General features: G+C 71.6%; 18 protein-coding genes and 1 tRNA gene. 12 read left to right on the top strand and 7 right to left on the bottom strand.

Features of this window, described 5'->3' with window-relative positions:
* The first annotated feature begins 19 nt into the window (after positions 1 to 19).
* On the top strand, positions 20 to 346 hold the full coding sequence (locus BKA00_RS31160; RefSeq protein ID WP_185031122.1) for a PspC domain-containing protein: 327 nt from the start codon (positions 20 to 22) through the stop codon (positions 344 to 346).
* On the opposite strand, the gene BKA00_RS31155 is transcribed toward BKA00_RS31160, so the two are convergent.
* Positions 343 to 1,671 (bottom strand): MFS transporter, encoded by a 1,329-nt coding sequence (locus BKA00_RS31155; RefSeq protein ID WP_185031120.1) that lies wholly within the window; start codon positions 1,669 to 1,671, stop codon positions 343 to 345. The genes BKA00_RS31160 and BKA00_RS31155 overlap by 4 nt on opposite strands.
* 95 nt (positions 1,672 to 1,766) lie before the next feature.
* Positions 1,767 to 2,117: a metallopeptidase family protein gene (locus tag BKA00_RS31150; protein ID WP_221493360.1), complete on the bottom strand. Its 351-nt coding sequence runs from the start codon at positions 2,115 to 2,117 to the stop codon at positions 1,767 to 1,769.
* 23 nt (positions 2,118 to 2,140) lie between these two features.
* On the opposite strand from BKA00_RS31150, the gene BKA00_RS40695 reads away from it, so the two are divergent.
* Both BKA00_RS40695 and BKA00_RS31140 read left to right on the top strand, forming a co-directional pair.
* Positions 2,141 to 3,781: a metallophosphoesterase family protein gene (locus BKA00_RS40695; protein ID WP_230299047.1), complete on the top strand. Its 1,641-nt coding sequence runs from the start codon at positions 2,141 to 2,143 to the stop codon at positions 3,779 to 3,781.
* Between the two features lie 71 nt (positions 3,782 to 3,852).
* Positions 3,853 to 3,925 (top strand) — tRNA-Glu (locus BKA00_RS31140).
* A gap of 78 nt (positions 3,926 to 4,003) precedes the next feature.
* Here BKA00_RS31140 and BKA00_RS31135 read toward each other — a convergent pair.
* The 5 genes from BKA00_RS31135 to BKA00_RS31115 form a co-directional block, all read right to left on the bottom strand.
* Positions 4,004 to 5,275: an RNA polymerase sigma factor gene (locus tag BKA00_RS31135; protein ID WP_185031118.1), complete on the bottom strand. Its 1,272-nt coding sequence runs from the start codon at positions 5,273 to 5,275 to the stop codon at positions 4,004 to 4,006.
* Between the two features lie 30 nt (positions 5,276 to 5,305).
* Positions 5,306 to 5,662: a YciI family protein gene (locus tag BKA00_RS31130; protein WP_185031116.1), complete on the bottom strand. Its 357-nt coding sequence runs from the start codon at positions 5,660 to 5,662 to the stop codon at positions 5,306 to 5,308.
* 96 nt (positions 5,663 to 5,758) lie between these two features.
* Complete coding sequence (locus BKA00_RS31125) at positions 5,759 to 6,232, bottom strand: DUF6069 family protein (protein WP_185031115.1); 474 nt, start codon at positions 6,230 to 6,232, stop codon at positions 5,759 to 5,761.
* A gap of 188 nt (positions 6,233 to 6,420) precedes the next feature.
* Positions 6,421 to 7,779 (bottom strand): FtsX-like permease family protein, encoded by a 1,359-nt coding sequence (locus tag BKA00_RS31120; protein WP_185031113.1) that lies wholly within the window; start codon positions 7,777 to 7,779, stop codon positions 6,421 to 6,423.
* A gap of 3 nt (positions 7,780 to 7,782) precedes the next feature.
* A complete protein-coding gene (locus tag BKA00_RS31115; RefSeq protein ID WP_185031111.1) occupies positions 7,783 to 8,562 on the bottom strand; it encodes an ABC transporter ATP-binding protein in 780 nt (259 codons plus the stop codon).
* A gap of 109 nt (positions 8,563 to 8,671) precedes the next feature.
* On the opposite strand from BKA00_RS31115, the gene BKA00_RS31110 reads away from it, so the two are divergent.
* From BKA00_RS31110 to BKA00_RS31070, 9 genes are all read left to right on the top strand, one after another.
* Positions 8,672 to 9,241: a TetR/AcrR family transcriptional regulator gene (locus BKA00_RS31110; RefSeq protein ID WP_185031109.1), complete on the top strand. Its 570-nt coding sequence runs from the start codon at positions 8,672 to 8,674 to the stop codon at positions 9,239 to 9,241.
* 602 nt (positions 9,242 to 9,843) lie between these two features.
* The gene (locus BKA00_RS31105; protein WP_185031106.1) at positions 9,844 to 10,881 is read left to right on the top strand and encodes a DMT family transporter; all 1,038 of its coding nucleotides are present in this window, start codon (positions 9,844 to 9,846) and stop codon (positions 10,879 to 10,881) included.
* A 226-nt stretch (positions 10,882 to 11,107) separates the two neighbouring features.
* Entirely contained in the window at positions 11,108 to 12,619 is a 1,512-nt protein-coding gene (locus BKA00_RS31100; protein ID WP_185031104.1) for an RtcB family protein, read from the top strand.
* Positions 12,620 to 13,144: 525 nt separating this feature from the next.
* Positions 13,145 to 14,302, top strand: coding sequence for a radical SAM protein (locus BKA00_RS31095; protein WP_221493359.1), 1,158 nt, complete (start codon positions 13,145 to 13,147; stop codon positions 14,300 to 14,302).
* Positions 14,295 to 15,365: a radical SAM protein gene (locus tag BKA00_RS31090; RefSeq protein ID WP_185031103.1), complete on the top strand. Its 1,071-nt coding sequence runs from the start codon at positions 14,295 to 14,297 to the stop codon at positions 15,363 to 15,365. The genes BKA00_RS31095 and BKA00_RS31090 overlap by 8 nt, the downstream gene beginning before the upstream one ends.
* Positions 15,365 to 16,129, top strand: coding sequence for a creatininase family protein (locus BKA00_RS31085; protein ID WP_185031101.1), 765 nt, complete (start codon positions 15,365 to 15,367; stop codon positions 16,127 to 16,129). Before BKA00_RS31090 ends, BKA00_RS31085 begins: the two co-directional genes overlap by 1 nt.
* Before the next feature lie 8 nt (positions 16,130 to 16,137).
* Positions 16,138 to 17,700, top strand: a complete 1,563-nt coding sequence (locus BKA00_RS31080; protein WP_276515160.1) for a carbamoyltransferase C-terminal domain-containing protein — start codon at positions 16,138 to 16,140, stop codon at positions 17,698 to 17,700.
* On the top strand, positions 17,690 to 18,670 hold the full coding sequence (locus BKA00_RS31075) for a glycosyltransferase family 2 protein (RefSeq protein ID WP_221493358.1): 981 nt from the start codon (positions 17,690 to 17,692) through the stop codon (positions 18,668 to 18,670). The genes BKA00_RS31080 and BKA00_RS31075 overlap by 11 nt, the downstream gene beginning before the upstream one ends.
* Entirely contained in the window at positions 18,667 to 19,890 is a 1,224-nt protein-coding gene (locus tag BKA00_RS31070; RefSeq protein WP_185031097.1) for an arylsulfotransferase family protein, read from the top strand. Before BKA00_RS31075 ends, BKA00_RS31070 begins: the two co-directional genes overlap by 4 nt.
* Positions 19,891 to 19,898 lie beyond the last annotated feature (8 nt).

Genomic DNA, 19,898 nt, shown 5'->3' with positions numbered 1-19,898 from the left:
CGCTGGGCATGATCGAGGCATGGACATGGACAAGACCACGGGCACCACCCCGAGCAAGCAGCTCCGCCGCACACGCGAGGGACGCATGATCGCCGGGGTGTGCTCCGGCGCCGGACGGTTCCTCGGCGTCGACCCCAACCTGCTCCGGCTCGGCCTGGCCATCTTCACGATCTTCGGCGGTGCCGGCGTCGTGCTCTACGCGATCGCGTGGCTGCTCATCCCCGAGGAGGGCGCGCCGAAGTCGGTCGCCGAGGACCTGTTCAAGAAGGCCAGTGACTCGCCGACCGTCCAGGACGCGGTGCAGAAGACGAAGGACGCGGTGAACAAGAACCGCACCCACGCCTAGGACGCCGGGATGCCGGACAGCTCGTCGCCGCCCCCGGCGGAGGGGGTGACGACGACGGGCTCGACGTGCTCGCGCGCCCCGGCGATGACGCCGCCGCGGACCTGGTTCCAGCCCAGGGTGAGCATCGCGGCGGCCGACAGGCCGAGGACGCCGGCGAGCGCCACCACCGTCTCCGGCCCGAGCACCTGGGCCGCGGCGCCGCCGACGAGGATGCCGACGCCCTGCCCGGCGAGGATGCCGGACTGGGCGAGGCCGAACGCCTGCCCCCGTCCCGACGCGGGCACCGCCCCCACGAAAGCGGTGTTGGCGGCGAGCTGGTAGGCGCCGCCGACGCCCGACAGCGCCCACAGCGCGACGACGCACCACAGCGGCGGATGCGCGCCCGCGCCGATCAGCGGCAGGCACGCCAGCATCGACATCCACCCCATGACGTGGAGGCGGCTCGCCGGACGGACGAACCGGCTGAACAGCAGCGAGCCCACCACCATCCCCGCCGGCATCGCCGCCAGCAGCAGCCCGGCCGTCACCGCGCCGCCCCCGAACGTCGCCGCGTACGGGACGGCCAGGCCCTCGGGGATCACGTAGAAGGCGCACAGCCACGCGAACAGCACCAGCGACCGCAGCACCGGATCGCCGAACACCAGCCGCACGCCGTCGCGCGTCCCGCGCCACAGCCCGAGCGACTGGGGCTCCCTGCGCCGCTGCGCGGGCCGCCGCCGCAGCCCGCCGATCAGCACGACGGCGGACGCGGCGAACGTCAGCGCGTCCAGCCCGAGCGCCTCGTACGTCCCGACGACGGCGACGGCCGCGCCGCCCAGCAGGAAGCCCAGGACCTGCGTGATCTGCTGGGTGACGCTCGCGATCGCCGAGCCCGCCACATATCGGTCGCCTTCCAGCACGTCCGGCATGACCGCGGCGCGGGCGGCGGAGAACGGCGTCCCCAGGAGCACCGTCAGGAACACCAGCCCCGCGAGGCCCGCGACAGGCATCGGCACGAGCGCCATCACCGCCACGAGCCCGGCCCGTACGACGTCGCAGACGACCATCACCGTCCGGCGGGGGAACAGGTCGGCCAGGCCTGACAGCACCGGGCCGCCCACGATCGGCGGAAGGTAGGTCAGCGCGTACATCAGCGCCGTGAGCAGCGTCGACCTGGTGTGGTCGTACACGAGCACGGCCAGCGCGACCTGCGCGAGCTGGTCGCCGACGAAGGACAGGGCCTGCGCGAGCCAGAGAGCGCGGAACTCGCCCACCGCGAAAACCTCGCGGTAGGTCGCCTGCTCACCCGGCGGACGACGATGCCGGCCGGTCTGCCTTCCCGCCACGCACGCTCCAGTTCAGCCCGCCCGGTGCCGGGCGCCCTCCCCTATTAACTCACGCTGCGTGGCAGTCGCGTGACCTACAGTGCGCATTTCCCTGATCAATATCCGAGTTCGTGCAGCCGCTCGTCGTCGATCCCGAAGTGGTGCGCGATCTCGTGTACGACTGTTATCCGGACTTCTTCCACAACATCCTCCGCGGTGTCGCAAATCCGGAGTATCTCGTGGCGGTAGATCGAAATGTGATCGGGCAGGACGGCCCCGTACCAGTCGCCCCGCTCGGTGAGGGGGATGCCCTGGTACAGGCCGAGAAGGCCGCGCTCAGGCGCATCGTCCTCCACGACGATGACCACATTGCGCATGTGGGCGGTGAGCTCGGGCGGGACACTGTCGAGAGCCTCCGCCACGAGGTCCTCGAAGGCCTCTCGCGACAACTCCATCACACTCGTCATTCTGCTCGACAGAAGGGGAACACGTGCCCAAGGTCCGCGCCGCGTCGACCCAGGCCCTCGCCGCCGTGCGCGCGCAGGCCGCGCGCGCCCGCGCCGCCTGCTCGCCCGTCACCCGCCGCGCCCGGCCCGTCCTCACCAGCCGCTGGACGCGGTTCTCCCTCGTCGTCGTCGTCGGCCTCGCCGGGGGCTACCTCGGCCTCCTCGCCGGCGGCAGCTACGTCACCCCCGTCGGCCCCGCGGACGTCCAGCTCACCCTCCAGCCGTCCCTGCACGGCGGGACGACCCTGAAGCTGCCGCCGCTCGGCTCCCTCCGGCTCGACACCCACGGGGGGCCGGTCTCCCTGGAGGCCCGCCTCACCGACCTGCGCCCCGACCAGGCCAAGAAGCTGATCGAGGACGACACCGAACTCGACCGCCTGACCGACCAGATCACCGGCCAGCTCCGGCACGGCCTCGCCGAGCTCCTCCTGCGCGCCGTCCTCATCGGCCTGGCCACGAGCTTCGTCGCGTCCCTGGCCCTCTTCCGCTCCTGGCGGCGCGCCCTGCTCGGCCTGGGCTCCGCCGCCGCCGGCCTCGCCGCCGTCACCCTCATCACCTGGGGGACGTTCAACCCCCAGTCCATCGCCGAACCCCGCTACACCGGCCTGCTCGCCAACGCCCCCCAGGTCGTCGGCGACGCCCGCAGCATCGTCGAGCGCTTCTCCGCCTACCGCGCCCAGCTCGCCCGCCTCGTCGGCAACATCTCCGAGCTGTACGCCACCACCTCCACCCTCCCCACCTACGAGCCCGACCCCTCCACCATCCGGGTCCTGCACGTCTCCGACATCCACCTGAACCCCGCCGCCTGGAACGTGATCAAGTCCGTCAGCACCCAGTTCAAGGTCGACCTCATCGTCGACAGCGGCGACCTGATGGACCACGGCAGCAAGCCCGAGGACAAGTTCGCCGACGAGATCTCCGACCTGAAGGTCCCCTACGTCTACGTCCGCGGCAACCACGACTCCAAGGAGACCCAGAAGGCCGTCGAGCGGGAGAAGAACGCCATCGTCCTGGACGGCTCGACCCGCGAGGTCGCGGGGCTGCGCGTCTACGGCCTCGGCGACCCCCGCTTCACCCCCGACAAGAGCACCCGCGACGACTACGTCGGCGCCGACCAGCTCCGCGCCGAGGGCCTCAGGCACGCCGACGAGCTCCGCAGGGCGGGCAAGCTCCCCGACCTCGTCGTCACCCACGACCCCACCGAGGGCGAGGGCTTCTCCGGCGTCGCCCCCATGGTCCTCGCGGGCCACACCCACGCCCGCTCGACCAAGCTCCTGCCCACCGGCACCCGCCTCTTCGTCCAGGGCTCCACCGGCGGCGCCGGCCTGCGCGGCCTCGAACACGAGGAGCCCACCCCCATCGAGCTGTCCGTGCTCTACTTCAGCCGCGCCAGCCACCGCCTCCAGGGCTGGGACGACCTCCGCCTCGGCGGCCTCGGCCTCACCTCCGCCCAGATCGAACGCCACCTCGAACCCGCCCCGGACCGCGCCGTCCAGCCCCGGCCCCCGGCCGCGTCCCCGCCGGCGTCCCCGACGTCCCCGTTCCCCTCGGAGTTCCCGTCCGACTGGCCGTCCCGCACCCCGTCCCCGACCGCCAGCCCGTCCCGAACCCCCTCCCCGAGGTAACCGTTTGCGCGCCGCCCCGCCACGTCCTCTAGACTTGGCGAGTCGAGTGGCGCCCATCTCCGCCACCCCGGGCCCCCTTCGTCTAGCGGCCTAGGACGCCGCCCTTTCAAGGCGGTAGCGCCGGTTCGAATCCGGTAGGGGGTACACACGGTTAGGTGGGGTCCTCCTCGGATGACCCTCACCTCACGCCACCACCGAAAGAGCGACACGACCACACTCGGATCAGGTGCTTCCGGCGTGGTGGGTCGCGCAGTCCGCCGCCCGGCGCTGCATGGTCCTGCGCTGTTGCGTGTTCGCCGTCAGGGCCGCGGAGCTGAGGAAGTACTGCCGCGCCTCCTCGTGGTTCCCGGCGCCGCAGGACAGGTCGCCCGCGACGGCCGGGAGGAGGTGGTAGCCGCGCATCGCCGGATGGTCCAGGAGCGGGCGGACGACGTCGAGTCCGGCCTGCGGCCCGAACGCCCGGCCGATCGCGACGGCGCGGTTGAGTTCGACCACGGGCGACGAGGTGATCTGCACGAGCCCGTCGTAGAGGGCCGCGATGCGAGGCCAGTCGGTGTCCGCGGCGGTCGCGGCCCGGGCGTGGCACGCCGCGATCGCGGCCTGGAGCGCATAGGGCCCCACGGTGCCGCGCAAACGGTGGATCTGCTCGATGAGCGCGAGCCCGCGCTGGATCAGCAGCCGATCCCACCGGGTCCGGTCCTGGTCCATCAGGAGCACCGGGTCGCCCTGCGGGCCGACGCGGGCGGTCAGCCGTGACGCCTGGAGTTCGATCAGCGCGAGAAGGCCGAGGGTCTCGGTGTCGTCCGGTGTCAGGCTGGCCAGCATCCGGCCGAGCCGCAGTGCCTCGGAGCACAGTTCGGGGCGGACCCAGCTGTCGCCGCTGGTGGCCGAGTATCCCTCGTTGAACACCAGGTAGACGACCTCCCGGACGGCGGCGAGGCGGGCCGGACGCTCGGCCGGCCCGGGAAGCTCGAAGCGGATGTCGGCCGCCGCGAGAGTACGTTTGGCCCGGACGACGCGCTGGGCGATCGTCGCCTCGGGGGCGAGGAAGGCTCGGGCGACCTCGCCGGTGGTGAGGCCGCAGACCAGTTTGAGGGTGAGCGCGGACCGCGCGTCCGGCGACAGGATCGGATGGCAGGACATGAAGATCAGCCCGAGGAGGTCGTCGGCCAGGTCGCCGTCGACGATCTGACCGATGTCGAGCTCGGTGCTCCGAGGTGTCGTCGCCGCGACGAGGCGGTACTTGTGCCGCTTGGTGTCGCGTCGCCGGATCCGGTCGACGGCGAGGAACCGGGCGGTCGTGTTCAGCCAGCCCGCCGGGTTGCCGGGGACGCCCTCGTGCCGCCACTTCTCGATGGCGGCGACGAAGGCGTCCTGCGCGAGCTCCTCGGCGGTGTCGAGGTCACCGACGAGCCTGACGAGGCGGGCGACGACGCGGGGGGACTCGACGCGCCACAGCGTCGCCAGCGTGGCGTCGAGGTCTCCTGCTTCCATGACGGCGGCGGCCGAGTCCGGGGCGGCGTTCTACTGCAGGTCGGAGAACTCGACGACGCGGCGTACGTCGACCCGTTCCACACCGGTCATCAGCGCGAACTTGCGGGCGTGCTCGATCGCTTCCGCCAGCGAGTCGACCTCGAGGATCGCGAAGCCGGCGATCAGTTCCTTGGCCTCGGCGAACGGGCCGTCGATGATCCGCACGTCCCCGTCAGCGATCTCGAGCCGAGCGCCGGCCGAGCTCGGATGGACCCCTTCGCCGCCGAGCAGGACGCCGGCCATCGCCGACTCCCGCATGTACTCACCGATCGCGGCCTGCTGTTCCGGCGTGGGCGTGACGCCGTTCTCCATGGCCTCGGTCTCGTAGTGCATCACCATGTAACGCATGGTCGGGTCTCCCTTGTCGTGATGATCATTGTCGTGGGCTCGGCGCACGGTGTGCCGTTCGAAGCCGCACGTTCTCGACACCGGGGCCACACATTCTTACCGCGATCCGTCCTGCCGGGTGCCGGCGAGCCGGCGGCCGACCAGGGGCACGATGATCGCGGCCGCGATGAGGTGAGCGGCGACGAGAGTCAGCTTGGTCCCCGTGGAGGTGGCCGCCGCGGTCAGCGGGGCGACGAGGGACACGAGCGCGAGCACGCTCGCCACGATGACGTAGGTGCGGGCCGGGCGGGACGAGCGCCGATTGATCAGCGCGGCGATGCCGGTGCCGACGACCATGACCATCGCGATGGAGATCGCGCAGGCGCCGGCGTTGACCGGCACGACGCTGGAGGCGCTCCCGCCCGGGTCGCCGACCGCGAGGTGGACGCCCGCGGCCCGGACGACGGCGCTGAACGCCTCGGTCGCCGCCGCGGCGAAGCCCGAGGCGATCAGGCTCGTCCATAGCAGTGCGCGGAACGGCACCCGGGCGGCGGCGGTGTCGGAGTGGGGGCTGGCCGGTCCGGCGGTCATCGCAGGCTCCCTGGACTTGGGTCGAGCACCGCTTACCCGGTGCCTTCACGCGTTCTGCCGAACGGCCGGCGGCCGAATCGACCGCCGGCGCGTACAAACCACCGAGACTCGGATCACTACCGGCCGCGGAGTCCGCCGAACAGGTGGCCGATGTGTTCCACGGCCTCCGGCGGCGCGAGTGCGGCGGGTCAGGTGGCCGCCGCGTCGATGGCCGGTGTCCGCAGCGTGCGGTGGGCTGCGGCGAGGCTGGTGGCCAGGGTGAGTGCGGCGGCGATCGCGGCGACGGCGAGGTAGAGCAGGATGCCGCCATCGGGGATGGGTGAGCCGGAGCGGGTGATGCTGAACGGGATGATCGTGACGAGGGAGGACAGTGTGCCGAACAGGACGCCGGTGGCGGCCAGAACCGCTCCCTCGCCGGCGACCATGTGCAGCACCTGGCGGGGTGTGGCGCCGATGAGCCGTTGCCGGCCGAATTCGCGGCGCCGGCTCACGGTGGTCGCGACCAGGGAGTTGACCACCATGATGGCGGCGAAGAGCAGGATCATGCCGATGACGATCATGTTGGTGGTCTCGGCGTTGCGGTAGGCGGCGGTCTCGTTGATGCCTCTGGCGGCGTTGACGGCGTTGTCGGTGGCCTGCATGTAGAGGGTGCCGGTGGCGATGCCGGTGAACAGGATGATCGGCATGACCGCCGTGGACATGGGGCCGGTGCGCTGGGCGAGGTTGAGCGCGGCCAGCTGGCCCGCGGCGCCGCGGCGCCGCAGTGGGCCCTCCAGCCAGGCCGTGACGCGGCGCAGCAGCGCGGGGGCCAGCAGCGCCAGGCCGATGGAGAACCAGATGGCGGCCGGGCCGGCCGTGGCCATCGGCTCGAAGTCGTCCTTGCCGCGCATCGCGGTCGCGGTGATGACGCCCAGGTCGGTGCCGAGGAACAGGAACACCGCGGCGGCGGCCACCCGTTTGCGGCTCATCCGCGCGTCGCCGCCGGCGGCGTCCAGGAGGGACGCGCTGGCGCTCATCCGGGCCGTGCGCCGGGCGGCGGTGAGCGCGGCGGCGGCGGCCGCGACGAGCGTGACCCCGTAGCCGAGGTGGAGGGCGAACCCGCCGAAATGATGGGTGATGCTCGTGGCGACCTGACCATTGGCGGTCAGCCGGTCCAGCAGCCACCCGCCGGTGTACGCGGCGGGGACGATCGCCAGGGACACCGCCGCCACGGCCAGGATCAGAGCCTCCCCAGTGATCATCAGGGTGATCTGGCCCGGCGTCGCGCCGATGTTCTTCAGCAGTGCCATCTCCGCGGCGCGTTGCCGTACCGACAGGGTGAGGGTGGAGGTGACCGCGAACGTCACCAGCAGCAGCCCCCAGCCGCCCACCACAAGGCCCAGGACATTGAGGGCGCTCTCGCTGTCGGGATCCACGCCCTTGGTGCCGGCGGTGTCCAGCAGGGAGCCGAAGGCCATGAGGATCATGGCGCCGCAGAACATCGCCAGGAAGCTGGCGGCGAAACCGCCGGTACGGCGCCGAAGGGTGTTCAGGGCGAGTGTGAGCATGGGTCAGACCGCTTCCGAGATCGGGCCGGCCTGGGCGGCGCGCTGCCGCTCGGCGAGTTCGCCCAGGTGGGTCATGCGTTCGGCCACCGCGTCGGGGGTCGGGCCGGTCAGGTGTCCGACGATCCTGCCGTCGGCCAGGAAGAGCACCGATCCGGCGTAGGAGGCGGCGACCGGGTCATGGGTGACCATCACCACCGTCCGCCCCTGCTCCGACACGGTGCCGGCCAGCAGCCGCAGCACCTCGCGGGCGCTGCGGGTGTCCAGCGCGCCCGTCGGCTCGTCGGCGAAGATGACGCTGGGACCGGTGACCAGTGCCCGGGCGATCGCGACCCGCTGCTGCTGGCCGCCCGAAAGCTGGGCTGGACGATGCCCCTGTCGACCGTCCAGCCCAACCTGGGCCAGCACCGCCGCGGCGGCGGCCAGGTCGGCCCGCTTGCCGGCCAGGCGCAGCGGAAGGGTCACGTTCTGCAGCGCGGTCAGTGTGGGTAGCAGGTTGAAGTGCTGGAACACGAAACCGATCTGCTCGCGGCGCAGGCGGGTGAGTTCGGCCTCCCTGCGCCCGGACATCTCCACACCGCCGACGACGACGCTGCCTGCGGTCGGGACGTCCAGCCCGGCCGCGCACTGCAGCAGGGTGCTCTTGCCCGAGCCGGACGGGCCCATGACAGCGGTGAAGGTACCGGCGGGCAGCGTCAGGGACAGCCCGTCAAGGGCGGTCACGGCGGCAGGCCCGGTTCCGTAGATCTTGCGAACGGCGTTCAGCCGTAGCGCGTCAGTGGGCATCTTCGTCCTCGTTTCGGGGGGGTGTTCCTCGGACCATAGACATGTTTTGGGCAGATGCGCAAGGCATCCGCCTAAGTCGAACGCCTCAGGCAGGTGCTATGCTGCGCGGATGGGAAACCGGGAGGACCTCTTGGAAGCGGCGGTTCGATGCATCCAGGAGAAGGGCTACGCCAAGACGACGCTGCGTGACATCGCGGGCGTCGCGGGCGTCAGCATGGCCGCGGTGGGCTACCACTACGGGTCGACCGAGAAGCTGCTCAACCTGGCGCTCGTCCGGGCCATCGAGAACTGGTCCGCGACCTTCGGGCAGGTCCTGGCCGACGGCGAGCCCGCGGATCAGGACGGCCACACGGGATTCTGGCAGCGGATCATCGACTCCCTGAACGATCACGACCGCACCGCACTCGCCAGCTTCGAGGCCTTCGTGCAGTCCCAGCGCGTGCCCGAGCTGCGCGCGCAGATCGCGGCCAGCCAGCGCGAAGGGCGCCGCGGGATGGCCGCCATGGCCACCGGAACATCCGAGGAGGCCGTGACCGAGCGGGCGGCCCGCACCATCGGCTCGGTCCAGCTGGCGCTGATCACCGGGTTGATGGCGCAGTGGATGACCGATCCGGAGCACGCTCCGACCGCCTCCGAGGTGGTCGAAGGCCTCAAAGCCCTCAGCTCGTCCCTGGCCTGACCCGGAGGGGAGCGCAGGCCCGTCCGCGGCAACGCGCGGAACGGAACCTGGGCGGCGGCGGTCTCCGAGTGGTCGCTGGCCGGTCCGGCGGTCATCGCGGGCTCCCTGCACGTAAGTCGAGCACCGCGTTTCCGGTGCTTCACAGCTTTCCGCCGAACGGCCGGCGGCCGAATCGACAGCCGCCGCGCATACGAACTCCCGAAATCCGGATCGATACCTTCCGCGCACGACCGGACACGCGTGATCACCCGCGAGCCGGCAGCCGGGCGGCCCGGCGGAGCTCCTTCACCGCGGCCCACGCTGCGCTCACGGCCGCAACGCCGGGAAGCCGCTCCGCGGCTGCGGCGGTCCGAAGATTCCGCACCGCGCGAAGGCGAACCGCCCTTCAGGGCCGACGCCATTGCCCGCCGGACATCGGCTCTCACGGCTCCTCGATGATTAGGGTGCCCATATTCCCTACCGCCGTTCTGGTAACATTGCGGCGCAACCTATAACTGAAAAGCCGTCCTGGCTCTTCGGTCGTCCGTGAAAGCGGGCGCAGAGAGGGCCGGGGCGATGCCACCGGAATCCCTTTGTGCGCCCCAACAAACAAAGGGGTTCCGATGAAAGGAAGAAAGTGGCGCCCGCGAGAGTTCCTCGCAGGCGTCCGCAGGTATCTGGGGACGCTGTCAGGCGATCTGCGCGCTGCGGACAAATGGGTTCTCGCGATGGTCATGATTGCGAACGCGGCGGGCGTCGCCAACGGCTTCGTCCTGTCCCTCACGGGCGCGACCGCGAACGTGGGGCCCATGACGGCGGCCTGCGTCTCGGTGTTCTTCGGAATGCCGGTCATGTGGCTGTACTTCAGACCGTCGCTGCGAAGCCGCTGGGCCGTATGGATGCCGGCCCTCCTCCTGGGCATCGGCATGGGGGTGAACAACGCGGCCTTCCAGTACGGCCTGCGGTGGGTTCAACTGCAGCTCCTGCAGCCGCTCTCGTTCCTGGTCAGCGCCATCTTCCTGGTCGGTCCCAGGATCGTGCGGGACGCCAGGAACGGGAGGTACTCGACCGCCATGTGGCCGATCCTGGCGGGCCTCGGCATCTGGGTCCTCGCGGCCGACACCGCCGGCAAGTCTCCGGACGCCGGCGGGAGCGCGTTCACCGATGCCATACCGCAGCTCCACGTCCTGGGCCGGCTCGTTCCGGATTGGGGCCTGGGACTGGGGACGCTGTTCATCACCGCGGCCACGCACGCCTACTACAGCAGGAAAATGGAAGTGTTCGGCAAGGATGTCCGCGGGAAGATCACCACTATTTCCGGCATCCCCGCCTTCGTCTTCCTCGGACTGGGTGCGTGGACGTTCGAGAGCGACTGGACCGGCGTGACTGATGGCTATTGGCTGTATCTATTGATTTGCGCGTGCAGCGGAATGCTGCTCTCGCTTCTCAATGGCGTCGTCATGGTCAGGGCCTTCGACCGGGGCCTTCTCGCGTCGACGACCGTGATGCTCTCTCCGCTGCGGACCCTCCTCGGGACCTTCCTGGGGCTGGCCGTGGCGCAGACCGCCCCCGGCCCTCTGGGGCTGGCGGCGATCGGCCTGATCCTCGTCGCCTCCTGCGGGGCGGCGGTGATCCAGGGTCGGAAGGCCGACTCTGAGTGACCCGGCGGCGGGGAGGCTCTGCCTCCCCGCCGTTCGCGCGCCGCCGGTACGGCCCCGGATCAAACCTGTTGGCCGGGCCGTAAGGCCGCGGCTAGGGTTCGTTCCACCTCGCGGCTGCTGAACCTCGGGGAGTCCATCGCCCGGCGGGCGATGTCCCGTGCGTCCCCCTGCGGACGACCACGTCTGTGACCCATGCCCGAAATCCAGCAGCCACCAAGGAAAGCCCATGACTGCGCTCCAGCAGGATTCCCGCCTCGTCCGCACCGACGACCGCTGGCTCCATCTCCCCAACCGGTGGGGCATCCCCGTCGACATCTGCGCCGGCGCCGACGTGCCGATAGAGACCAGCGCGGTCGAGGAGATCCTCACCGTGCTCGAAACCGCCGACACCCTGGCGCGGCTCGCCGACGCGACCGGGCACGGGGAGGCGGGCGTCGACCGCGTCGCCCTCACTCCGGATCTCCACAAGGGTGCCGGGATCCCGATCGGCACCGTCCTGCGGACCAGCGGCGCGCTGATCCCGCAGGCGGTCGGCAACGACATCAACTGCGGCATGCGGCTGGAGACGACCTCGCTCGACGTCGACCGGGTCCGTCCCCGGCTGGACGCGCTGGAAGGACGGCTGCGGCACCTGTTCTTCGAGGGCGGCCGCCGGATCGCGCTGTCGGGGATCCAGCGGGAGGCCCTCCTGCGGGACGGGCTGCCCGGCCTGCTCGCGGTACCGGGGGACCCCGCGAGCGGAATCTGGTCGCAGCACCGGCCCGAGGACGGGCGGCCAGGCCGCGTCCACGGCGAGCGGTACCCGGTCACGACCGCCGAGCCGTTCCGCGACTGGATCGACAGTGCGGGCGGCACCAGCTACGACAGCATCATCGGCGGCGTCGGCGGCGGCAACCACTTCGCCGAGCTGCAGTACGTCGCGTCGGTCCACGACCGGCAGGCCGCCTACGCCTGGGGGTTCGAGCTCGGGCAGGTCGTGCTGATGGTGCACAGCGGCTCGCTGTCGCTGGGGCACCAGGCGAACGCCGACGGCCTGGAGCAGGCGAGGAGGGCGTGGCCCGCGTCCGTCCCGCTGCCGGACAACAAGATCCTTCCGATCCTTCTCGATGAGCGGAACGAGGCCGCGCTGCGGCGCTATCTCGACGCGTTCGGCAACGCCGCCAACTTCGCGGTCGGCAACCGGTACTTCCTCTCGCTCATGCTGCGCCAGGGCCTTGCCGCGGAGTGCGGCGACCTCACCGGCGAGCTGGTCTACGACGCCCCGCACAACCTGCTGTGGCGGCACGACGACGGGACGGTCGTGCACCGCAAGGGCGCGACTCCCGCGGGCGGGTACGCGGAGATGGCGGGCGGGCCTTACGCGATGTGGGGCGAACCGGTCATCGTGCCCGGGTCGATGGGGGCGGCCAGCTACGTGCTGCGGGGGCACGGCGACCCGCGGACGCTGGCCAGCGCGTGCCACGGCGCCGGGCGCCGCGTTCCGCGCGGAGCGGCGTCGCGGGCCGGCGACGCCGAACTCGACGAGTTCCTCGCCGGGTTCCGTGTCGTCACGCCCCTCGACCACCGCGACCCGGCCGTGACCCGCCGCGCGGACGTCATGGCCGCCTGGCGGCGCGACCTCAAGCAGGAGGCGCCGTGGGTGTACAAGGACATCGGCCCCGTCGTGTCCAGCCTCGAACGGGCCGGCGTCGCGGACCCGGTGGTCGAGCTGCGGCCGCTACTGACCGTCAAGGGATGACCCGCCGGGCGGGTCCGGCCGTCCCGGCTCCGGGAGCCGGCCCCGCCCCCTTTCGCTCCGCCACCACGGCCTTTCGCCTCGGCCGCCTCCCGGCGGAATAGTTGAAGGATCAGCATTGATGCGCCGTCGGTGAATTGGCGCTTAGGCGGCCGGGTAATCGACTGTCCGAAAAGCGGGACCGCGCCGCTCCATACGCGCGACCTCCCCGTTCGCCGTCAACCCGTAGTCGCTCGGCGGACAAGGGGTTGAAATCCACTGGAAGTTGGGTCAAGATCGCCCAGATGCTCCCCCGCGGGCGGCGGTTCTTTTCCGACCCCGCCCGCCGTCTGACGCTTGTGCGTGACCACCTGCAGCCATCGGCAACTGGGAGGCGCCCGAGTGAATGGGTCTGACCTGCGAACGGACGGATTACCACCTCGAATTGAGCAATCGACCCCCGCCTCCGGCTCGGGCGTACGGCAGACATCGGATCTGCTGCAGACCTCGCCCTATCTGACATTCGTCCGCCCGGGCGACAAAAGCCCGGTGGTGTACGCGATCGACGAACTGACGCCGGCATATCCGGACGTGACCGCGCCGGAGTGGGCCGCGTTCGGGGCGATCGGGCTGGACCGTTCCGTCGTCTGGCACGGGGACGCCGCCGCGCTCGGCGCCCTGCACGACGCCGCGGCGGCGCCGGTCGGCCGCCCGGTGCTCGCGGCGGCGCACGGCCCCGAGGTCGTCGACGACCTGGCCGGCCGCGGCTGGCTGCAACGCCCCGAGGACCTGTGCGCCGAGTACCTGCTGACCACCGCCCAGATCGAGGTCACGGCGCACTGCAACTGGGGCTGCGAGTTCTGCCCCGTCTCGCTCGACCGCAAGCCGCCGGCGACGATGCCGATGCCGCTGTTCGAGGAGATCATCGAGAAGATCGCTCCGTACGACACCATCCGGTACGTCACGTTCCACTTCTACAACGAGCCGACACTGGACCGCTTCTTCGCCGAGCGCCTGGCGGTCCTGCGCACGCACGGGCTGAAGCTGCGGCTCTTCACCAACGCCAGCAGGCTGACCGAGGAGAAGATCGCCCTGCTCCGGCAGGGGGACACGCTGTTCCAGCTGGTGGTGAACCTGCCGGCGCTCGACGAGGACTCGTTCCACGACCTGACGGGCACCAGGGGCCTCGCGCGGACGCTGGCCGGCGTCGAGGCCGCGCTCGACGCCGGGCTGCCGATGGAGATGGTGGTCAACGGCGGCGGGGCCGACGCGCGGCGCCGGCTCGGCGAGCTGCGGGAGCGGTTCGAGCCGCGCGGCGTCGCGGTCCGCTCGACGCTGCTGTCGGACCGGGCGGGATCGCTGGCGGAGGACTACCACCAGGACGTCCGCGTCGAGGGCAGGCTGCGGGGCTGCGGCTGGCCGGTGAACCACGCGCACTTCTCGGTCGCCGGCGACATGTTCATCTGCTGCAACGACTACTACCAGCGCGAGAAGTTCGGCAATATCCGCTCCGGTTCCGTGCACGACCTCATGACGGGTGAGGCGGCGGTCCAGCTGCGCCGCAGGGTTTTCGGTGTCGCCGAGGCGCCCGACGACTACCTCTGCCGGACGTGCCATGACCAGCTGCCCGACTTTCCCCGCCGGCAGTTCCGCCCGCTCGCCAGCTTCCCGTTGAAAGGCTGCCACCGGGGGGTGGGCCGTGGTTGACGAAACCCCTCCCGGCCGGATTCGCATCTGGTACGTCTCCGGACAGCGGCTCTGCAATTTCCGCTGCGCGTACTGCGTTTCCGTCAACGATTACGCCAAGAGCAATATCGCCGACTGGTCCGACGAGGACCGATCCCGCTTCGAGAAGGTCGTGGACTGGATCGCCGACCGTCCCTTCCGGGTCGGGGTGCGGCTGGCGACATTGGGAGAGCCGTTCGCGTCCCGGCCGTTCCTGTCGAAGGCGGCCGGGCTGAGCACGCGTCCGAACATCGACTTCGTCGAACTGCTGACCAATGGGTCACTGCTGAAGCGCCGCCTTGAGCAGCTCGACCGCGAAGGGGACATCCGCAAGATCTCACTGTGGGTGACGTACCACCCGACGGAGATCCCGCTGGCGCGGTTCATCGCGAACGCCCGCTTCGCGCAGGAGCGCTACGGATGCTTCGTCGTCGTCAACGGCCTGCTGTTCCCCGACAACGAGCAGCAGGTCGTCGACCTCGGGCGGGCCGCCGAGGACGCGGGCCTGCGGTTCAACCTCGATCTCGGCTACGACCCGCTCACACCGCACGGCGTGCACACCGAACTCGGCGCCATGGTGCCGGTGCTGCGCGAGCAGGCGGAGAACGGGATCGACCGCGCGATCCGCCTCGGCGCGCATCCCGAGCTGCTCGACCTCAACATGGCCGCGATGCGGGACCTGCGCGGGCAGATGTGCAGCGCGGGCCACGACTACTTCTACATCGGCATCCGCGGCGACGTGTACCGGTGCTCGCGCTATCAGGCCCTGGACAAGGACCGGATCGGCAACGTCCTGGACGAGGGCTTCGAGCTCCGGCCGGCCGGCGAGCCCTGGACCGCCTGCGGAGCCGGGTTCGGCTGCGGCAACAAGGAGGACTTCCTGCACCTGCGGCGGCGCCGCCCCACCGCCGGACCGCCGCCCCCCAGCCTCGGCTGGGTCGAGCGCGACGCGTCCGCGGCCGCCGGCCGGGCCCGCCGCGGCGGCGTGCCGGGCGCGCTCACGCACGCGGCGCCGGCCGGGCCCTCCACAGAGGAGACACACTGATGCGCATCGCGGACATGACGTGGCAGGAGTACGACGACGAGATCGGGCGGCGGATCGTCGTCCTGCCGATCGGCTCGATCGACGGCCACGGCCCCCACCTGCCGCTCTCCGCCGACACGATCATCTCCGACCACCTCGCCCGGCAGCTGGAGGAGCGGCTGGACGTCCTGGTCCTGCCGCCCCTGACCTACGGCCTGGCCACCGACCCCGCGGCCAGCGGAGGCCGGTTCCCGGGCGTCACCAACGTGCGGGCCGCGACGTTCACCAACCTGGTGCTGGACGTCCTGCGCGCCTCCTACCGGCACGGCGCCCGCAGGTTCGTGCTGCTCGACTCGCACAAGGTCAACCTGGGCGCGCTCAGGGAGGCGGCCGAGCTGTTCGCCGACACCGCGCCGCAAGCCCGGATCATGGCCGTCACCTGGTGGGACGTGGTGACCGAGGAGAGCCGCAACGCGATCGCCGCCGAGACCGGCGTCGCCCGCCACGACGACCACCACGCGGCGATGGTGGAGACGAGCCTGGTGATGCACGCCGCGCCGCACCTGGTCCGGGAGGAGCTGCTCGCCGACGACGAGATCCCGCGCCGGGCGCGCTACTTCGTCCTCCCCGTGCCGCAGGATCTGCGGACCAAGACCGGCGTCGTCTACCGGGCGGCGGCGGCGAGCCCCGCCATCGGCGCGCGGCTGATGACAGAGATCGTCACCAACCTGGTCGCCGCGGTCGCCCGCGAGCTCGGCGAATCCCCGCAGGAGGTCCTCCCGTAATGCTGATCATGGCGATCAAACCAGGCCATGACGGATCCATCGCGGTGGTCGAGGACGGCCGGCTGCTGTGGTGCCTGGAGTCGGAGAAGGACACGTTCCCCCGGTACGCGCCGCTGACTCCGACGACGCTGCTGGAGGCCGCCCAGCGGCTGGACCGCATGCCGGACGTGGTGGCGCTCGGCGGCTGGGCCAAGCCGCGCACGGGCGGCGCGATCGGCGCCGGCTACTCGGGGGTCTCGGCCGTGCGGAGCAGCAGGATCCGGTTCTTCGGCTCCGAGGTCGAGTACTTCACGTCGTCGCATGAGCGCTCGCACCTGATGACCGCCGTCGGGATGGCGCCGCCGGGGGACGAGGAGCTGAGCACCGTCCTGGTCTGGGAAGGCGTGATCGGCTCGTTCCACCTGGTCGACCGGGACTGGCGGGTCGTGCGCACCGTCCCGGTGCTGCCCCACCCGGGCGACCGCTACGCGTTCCTGTTCTCGCTGGCCGATCCGACGTTCCCCGACCACGGGCAGACGCCCCGCACGGACGGCAGCGGCAAGCTGATGGCGCTGGCGGCGTACGCCGACGCGAAGGACGCCGACGCCGACATCGAGTCCGCCGTCGACCGCATCCTGGCCGCGCCGGTCGTCAACCCCGCGCCGAAGGCCGACTTCGCCGACACCGTGCTCTACAACGCCGGCGTCCAGTCGAAGGCCGCGAAGACGGCCGCGGCCCTGCTCACCAAGCGGATCTTCGACATGTTCGCCGAGGCCGCGGTCCGCGAGCTGCCGGCCGGCACGCCGCTGCGGATCTCGGGCGGCTGCGGGCTCAACTGCGACTGGAACGCGGCGTGGCGCGACCTCGGGCACTTCAGCTCGGTGTTCGTTCCGCCGTGCACCAGCGACTCCGGGTCGGCGATCGGGACCGCGATCGACGCGCTGGCCCACCACGGCCGCACCACGCCGATCGACTGGTCGGTGTACGCCGGGCTCGACTTCGTCGTCGACACGCGCCCCGATCCGGGCCGGTGGCACGACCGGCCCCGCGACGACCGCGCCCTGGCGGCGGCGCTCGCGTCCGGCCGGATCGTCGCCTGGGTGCAGGGACGCTGGGAGGTCGGTCCCCGCGCGCTGGGCAACCGGTCGCTGCTGGCCGAGCCCTACTCGCCGGCGACCCGGGACCGGCTCAACGAGATCAAGCGGCGGGAGCCGTACCGGCCGATCGCGCCGTGCTGCCGCGAGGAGGATCTCGCGGAGGCCTTCGTCGAGGACTTCCCCGACCCGTACATGCTGTACTTCCGGCGCGTCCGGTCGCCGCGGCTGGCGGCGGTGACCCACGTCGACGGCTCGGCCCGCGCCCAGAGCGTCACCGCGGCGGGCAATCCGCCGCTGCACGGCCTGCTGAGCGCGTTCGCCGACCGCACCGGGCTGGGCGTGCTGTGCAACACCTCGCTCAACCACCTGCGGCGGGGGTTCATCAACCGGATGTCGGACCTCGCCGCCTACTGCGAGGAACGCGGCATCGACGACATGGTCGTCGGCGACCGCTGGTACACGCGGACGGCCTCGGGAGGCGGACATGCCGGCTGACCTGCGCACCCCCCGCTCCCGGCCGCTGGTCAGCGTCATCATCCCCACCCTGAACCGTGCCGCGGCGCTGGACGCGGCGCTGAACAGCGTCAGGACGGCCGCCCGGAGGCTCTCCGACGACGGGGACGCGGTCGAGGCGATCGTGGTCAACGACGGCGGCCGGTCCGTCGGCGGCCTCGTGGACGCCTGGAAGCCGCGGCTGCGCGTCACGCTGATCGAGCTCGACCGCTGCTCGGGCGGGGCGTCGGTGCCGCGCAACGTCGCCATCGACGCCGCCCAGGGCGAGTACATCGCGTTCCTCGACGACGATGACGTCTTCCTGCCCCCGCACCTGGCCGTCGGGTGCGAGCCGCTGCGGCGGGGGGAGGCGGACTTCGTCTACCTGGGCGCCGTCGTGTCCGAGCGGCGGCTGGACGCCCTGCCGAAAAACCTCGGCGACCACCGGCTCAAGGCCTACCCCTACGATCTCCGCTTCCTGATGGTGGCGAACTACCTGCACACCGGTTCGGTGATCGTGCGCAACTTCCGGCGCACCGACGTCCGGTTCGATCCGCGGCTGGACGTCTGCGAGGACTGGGACCTGTGGATCGCGCTGACCGCCCAGCTGAACTACCGCGTCGCCTTCGTGGACGAGATCACCTCCGTCTACCACCAGATCCCCGACACCAGCGGGGTGGTGTCCGGAGCGCAGCTGATCTCGCCGTCGAAGTTCGCCGTGGCCCGCGACTACATCAACGCCAAGTGGCCGGTGGCGGACCCGGTCGTGGAGGGGTACCGCGCCTGGCTGGTCGCGCTGGAGCGGCACCGGGACGATCTCATCGCGCGCCGCCGGCGCATGCCGAACCTGCTGTTCGACGAGATCCTCGGCTACCTGCACGAGCGGATCACCCGGGGGCTGCCGCCCGACCACTCCCACATCGCCCGGTTCTTCACCGCGGCCGCGCCGGTGGGGCCGGAGGCGATCGCGTGAGCCCGCGGTCCGGCGAGCCGCGCGGCCTGCTGTTCTCCCCCGCGTCGAGCTATCCCACGCCGATGGCGTACGTCATCGACCGCGACGGGACGATCCTGCACACCTGGAGCCACACCCACGGCCAGCCCCGCCCGGAGGACGACCCGCCGAGCTACCTGCGCGGCTGGAACCACGTCGAGATGGACGGGTCGGGCGGCCTCTTCGCGGTCGTGCCGCTGCGCGCGCTGCTCAAGCTCACCCGCGACTCGCGGCTGGAATGGGCGTGCGACGTGGCCGCGCACCACGATCTCGCGATCGACGCCGACGGCACCGTCCTGGTCCTCGGCGAGGCGCCCCGCCGTGTGGGCGACGGCCCGGCCGCCCACGTGGTGCTCGACAACCTGGTCACGACGGTCTCCGCCGACGGCGTCGTCGAGAGTGAGGCGTCGCTGTACGACGTCCTGCGGACGGACCCCGGCCTGCGCCGGTTGATCGACACGGAGGTACGGCGGCGCGCCGCCGCGTTCCGGCGGCGCGGATGGCCCGTCCCCGGCGACGGCGTCCCGGACGCGGCGGCCGCCGAGACCCGGGAGATCCTGCGGACGGGAACCCATACGGGAGAGCGGCGCCGCGCACTGCGGCTCCTGCGCGCCCTTCCCGGGTCACCGTGCGACGTGCTGCACGCCAACACCCTCGAAGTTCTGCCGGCCCACCCGGCGGGCCTCTGGGCGCAGGGCGACCTGCTGGTCTGCATGCGGGAACTCGACGCCATCGCGGTGATCGGCCGCGCGGGCGACCGGGTGGCGTGGTGGTGGGGGCCCGGCGAGCTGTCGAGGCCGCACCAGCCCACCCTGCTCCCGGACGGCCGGATCCTGGTCTTCGACAACGGCGTGGAGAGGCGGCGCTCGCGCCTGGTCGCGGTGGATCCGGCCACCGGCGAGATCGGGTGGAGCTGGACGGCCTCCCCGCCGGAGTCGTTCTTCTGCCCGCTCGCGGGCGGCGCCGAGCCGCTGCCGGACGGCGGCGTCCTGGTCACGAACTCCACGGCCGGCGCCGCCTTCGAACTGACGGACGGCGGACGGGTCGGCTGGGAGATGTCCCTGCCCGTCGAGGTGTACGGGGCCGAGCGCGGGCGGGTCTCCATCTACCGGATGTCGGCGGTGCCCGCCGGCGTCCTCGCCGGGGAGCCGGCCGGACGTGCCCCGGCGGCGGCCGGGACGGGGGAGCGGGTGAGTTCGTGAAGACCTTG

The organism is Actinomadura coerulea (assembly GCF_014208105.1).
Lineage (GTDB): Bacteria > Actinomycetota > Actinomycetes > Streptosporangiales > Streptosporangiaceae > Spirillospora > Spirillospora coerulea.
The sequence above is the reverse complement of the archived record's forward strand: the minus strand, read 5'-3'. Positions and strand labels throughout refer to the sequence as shown.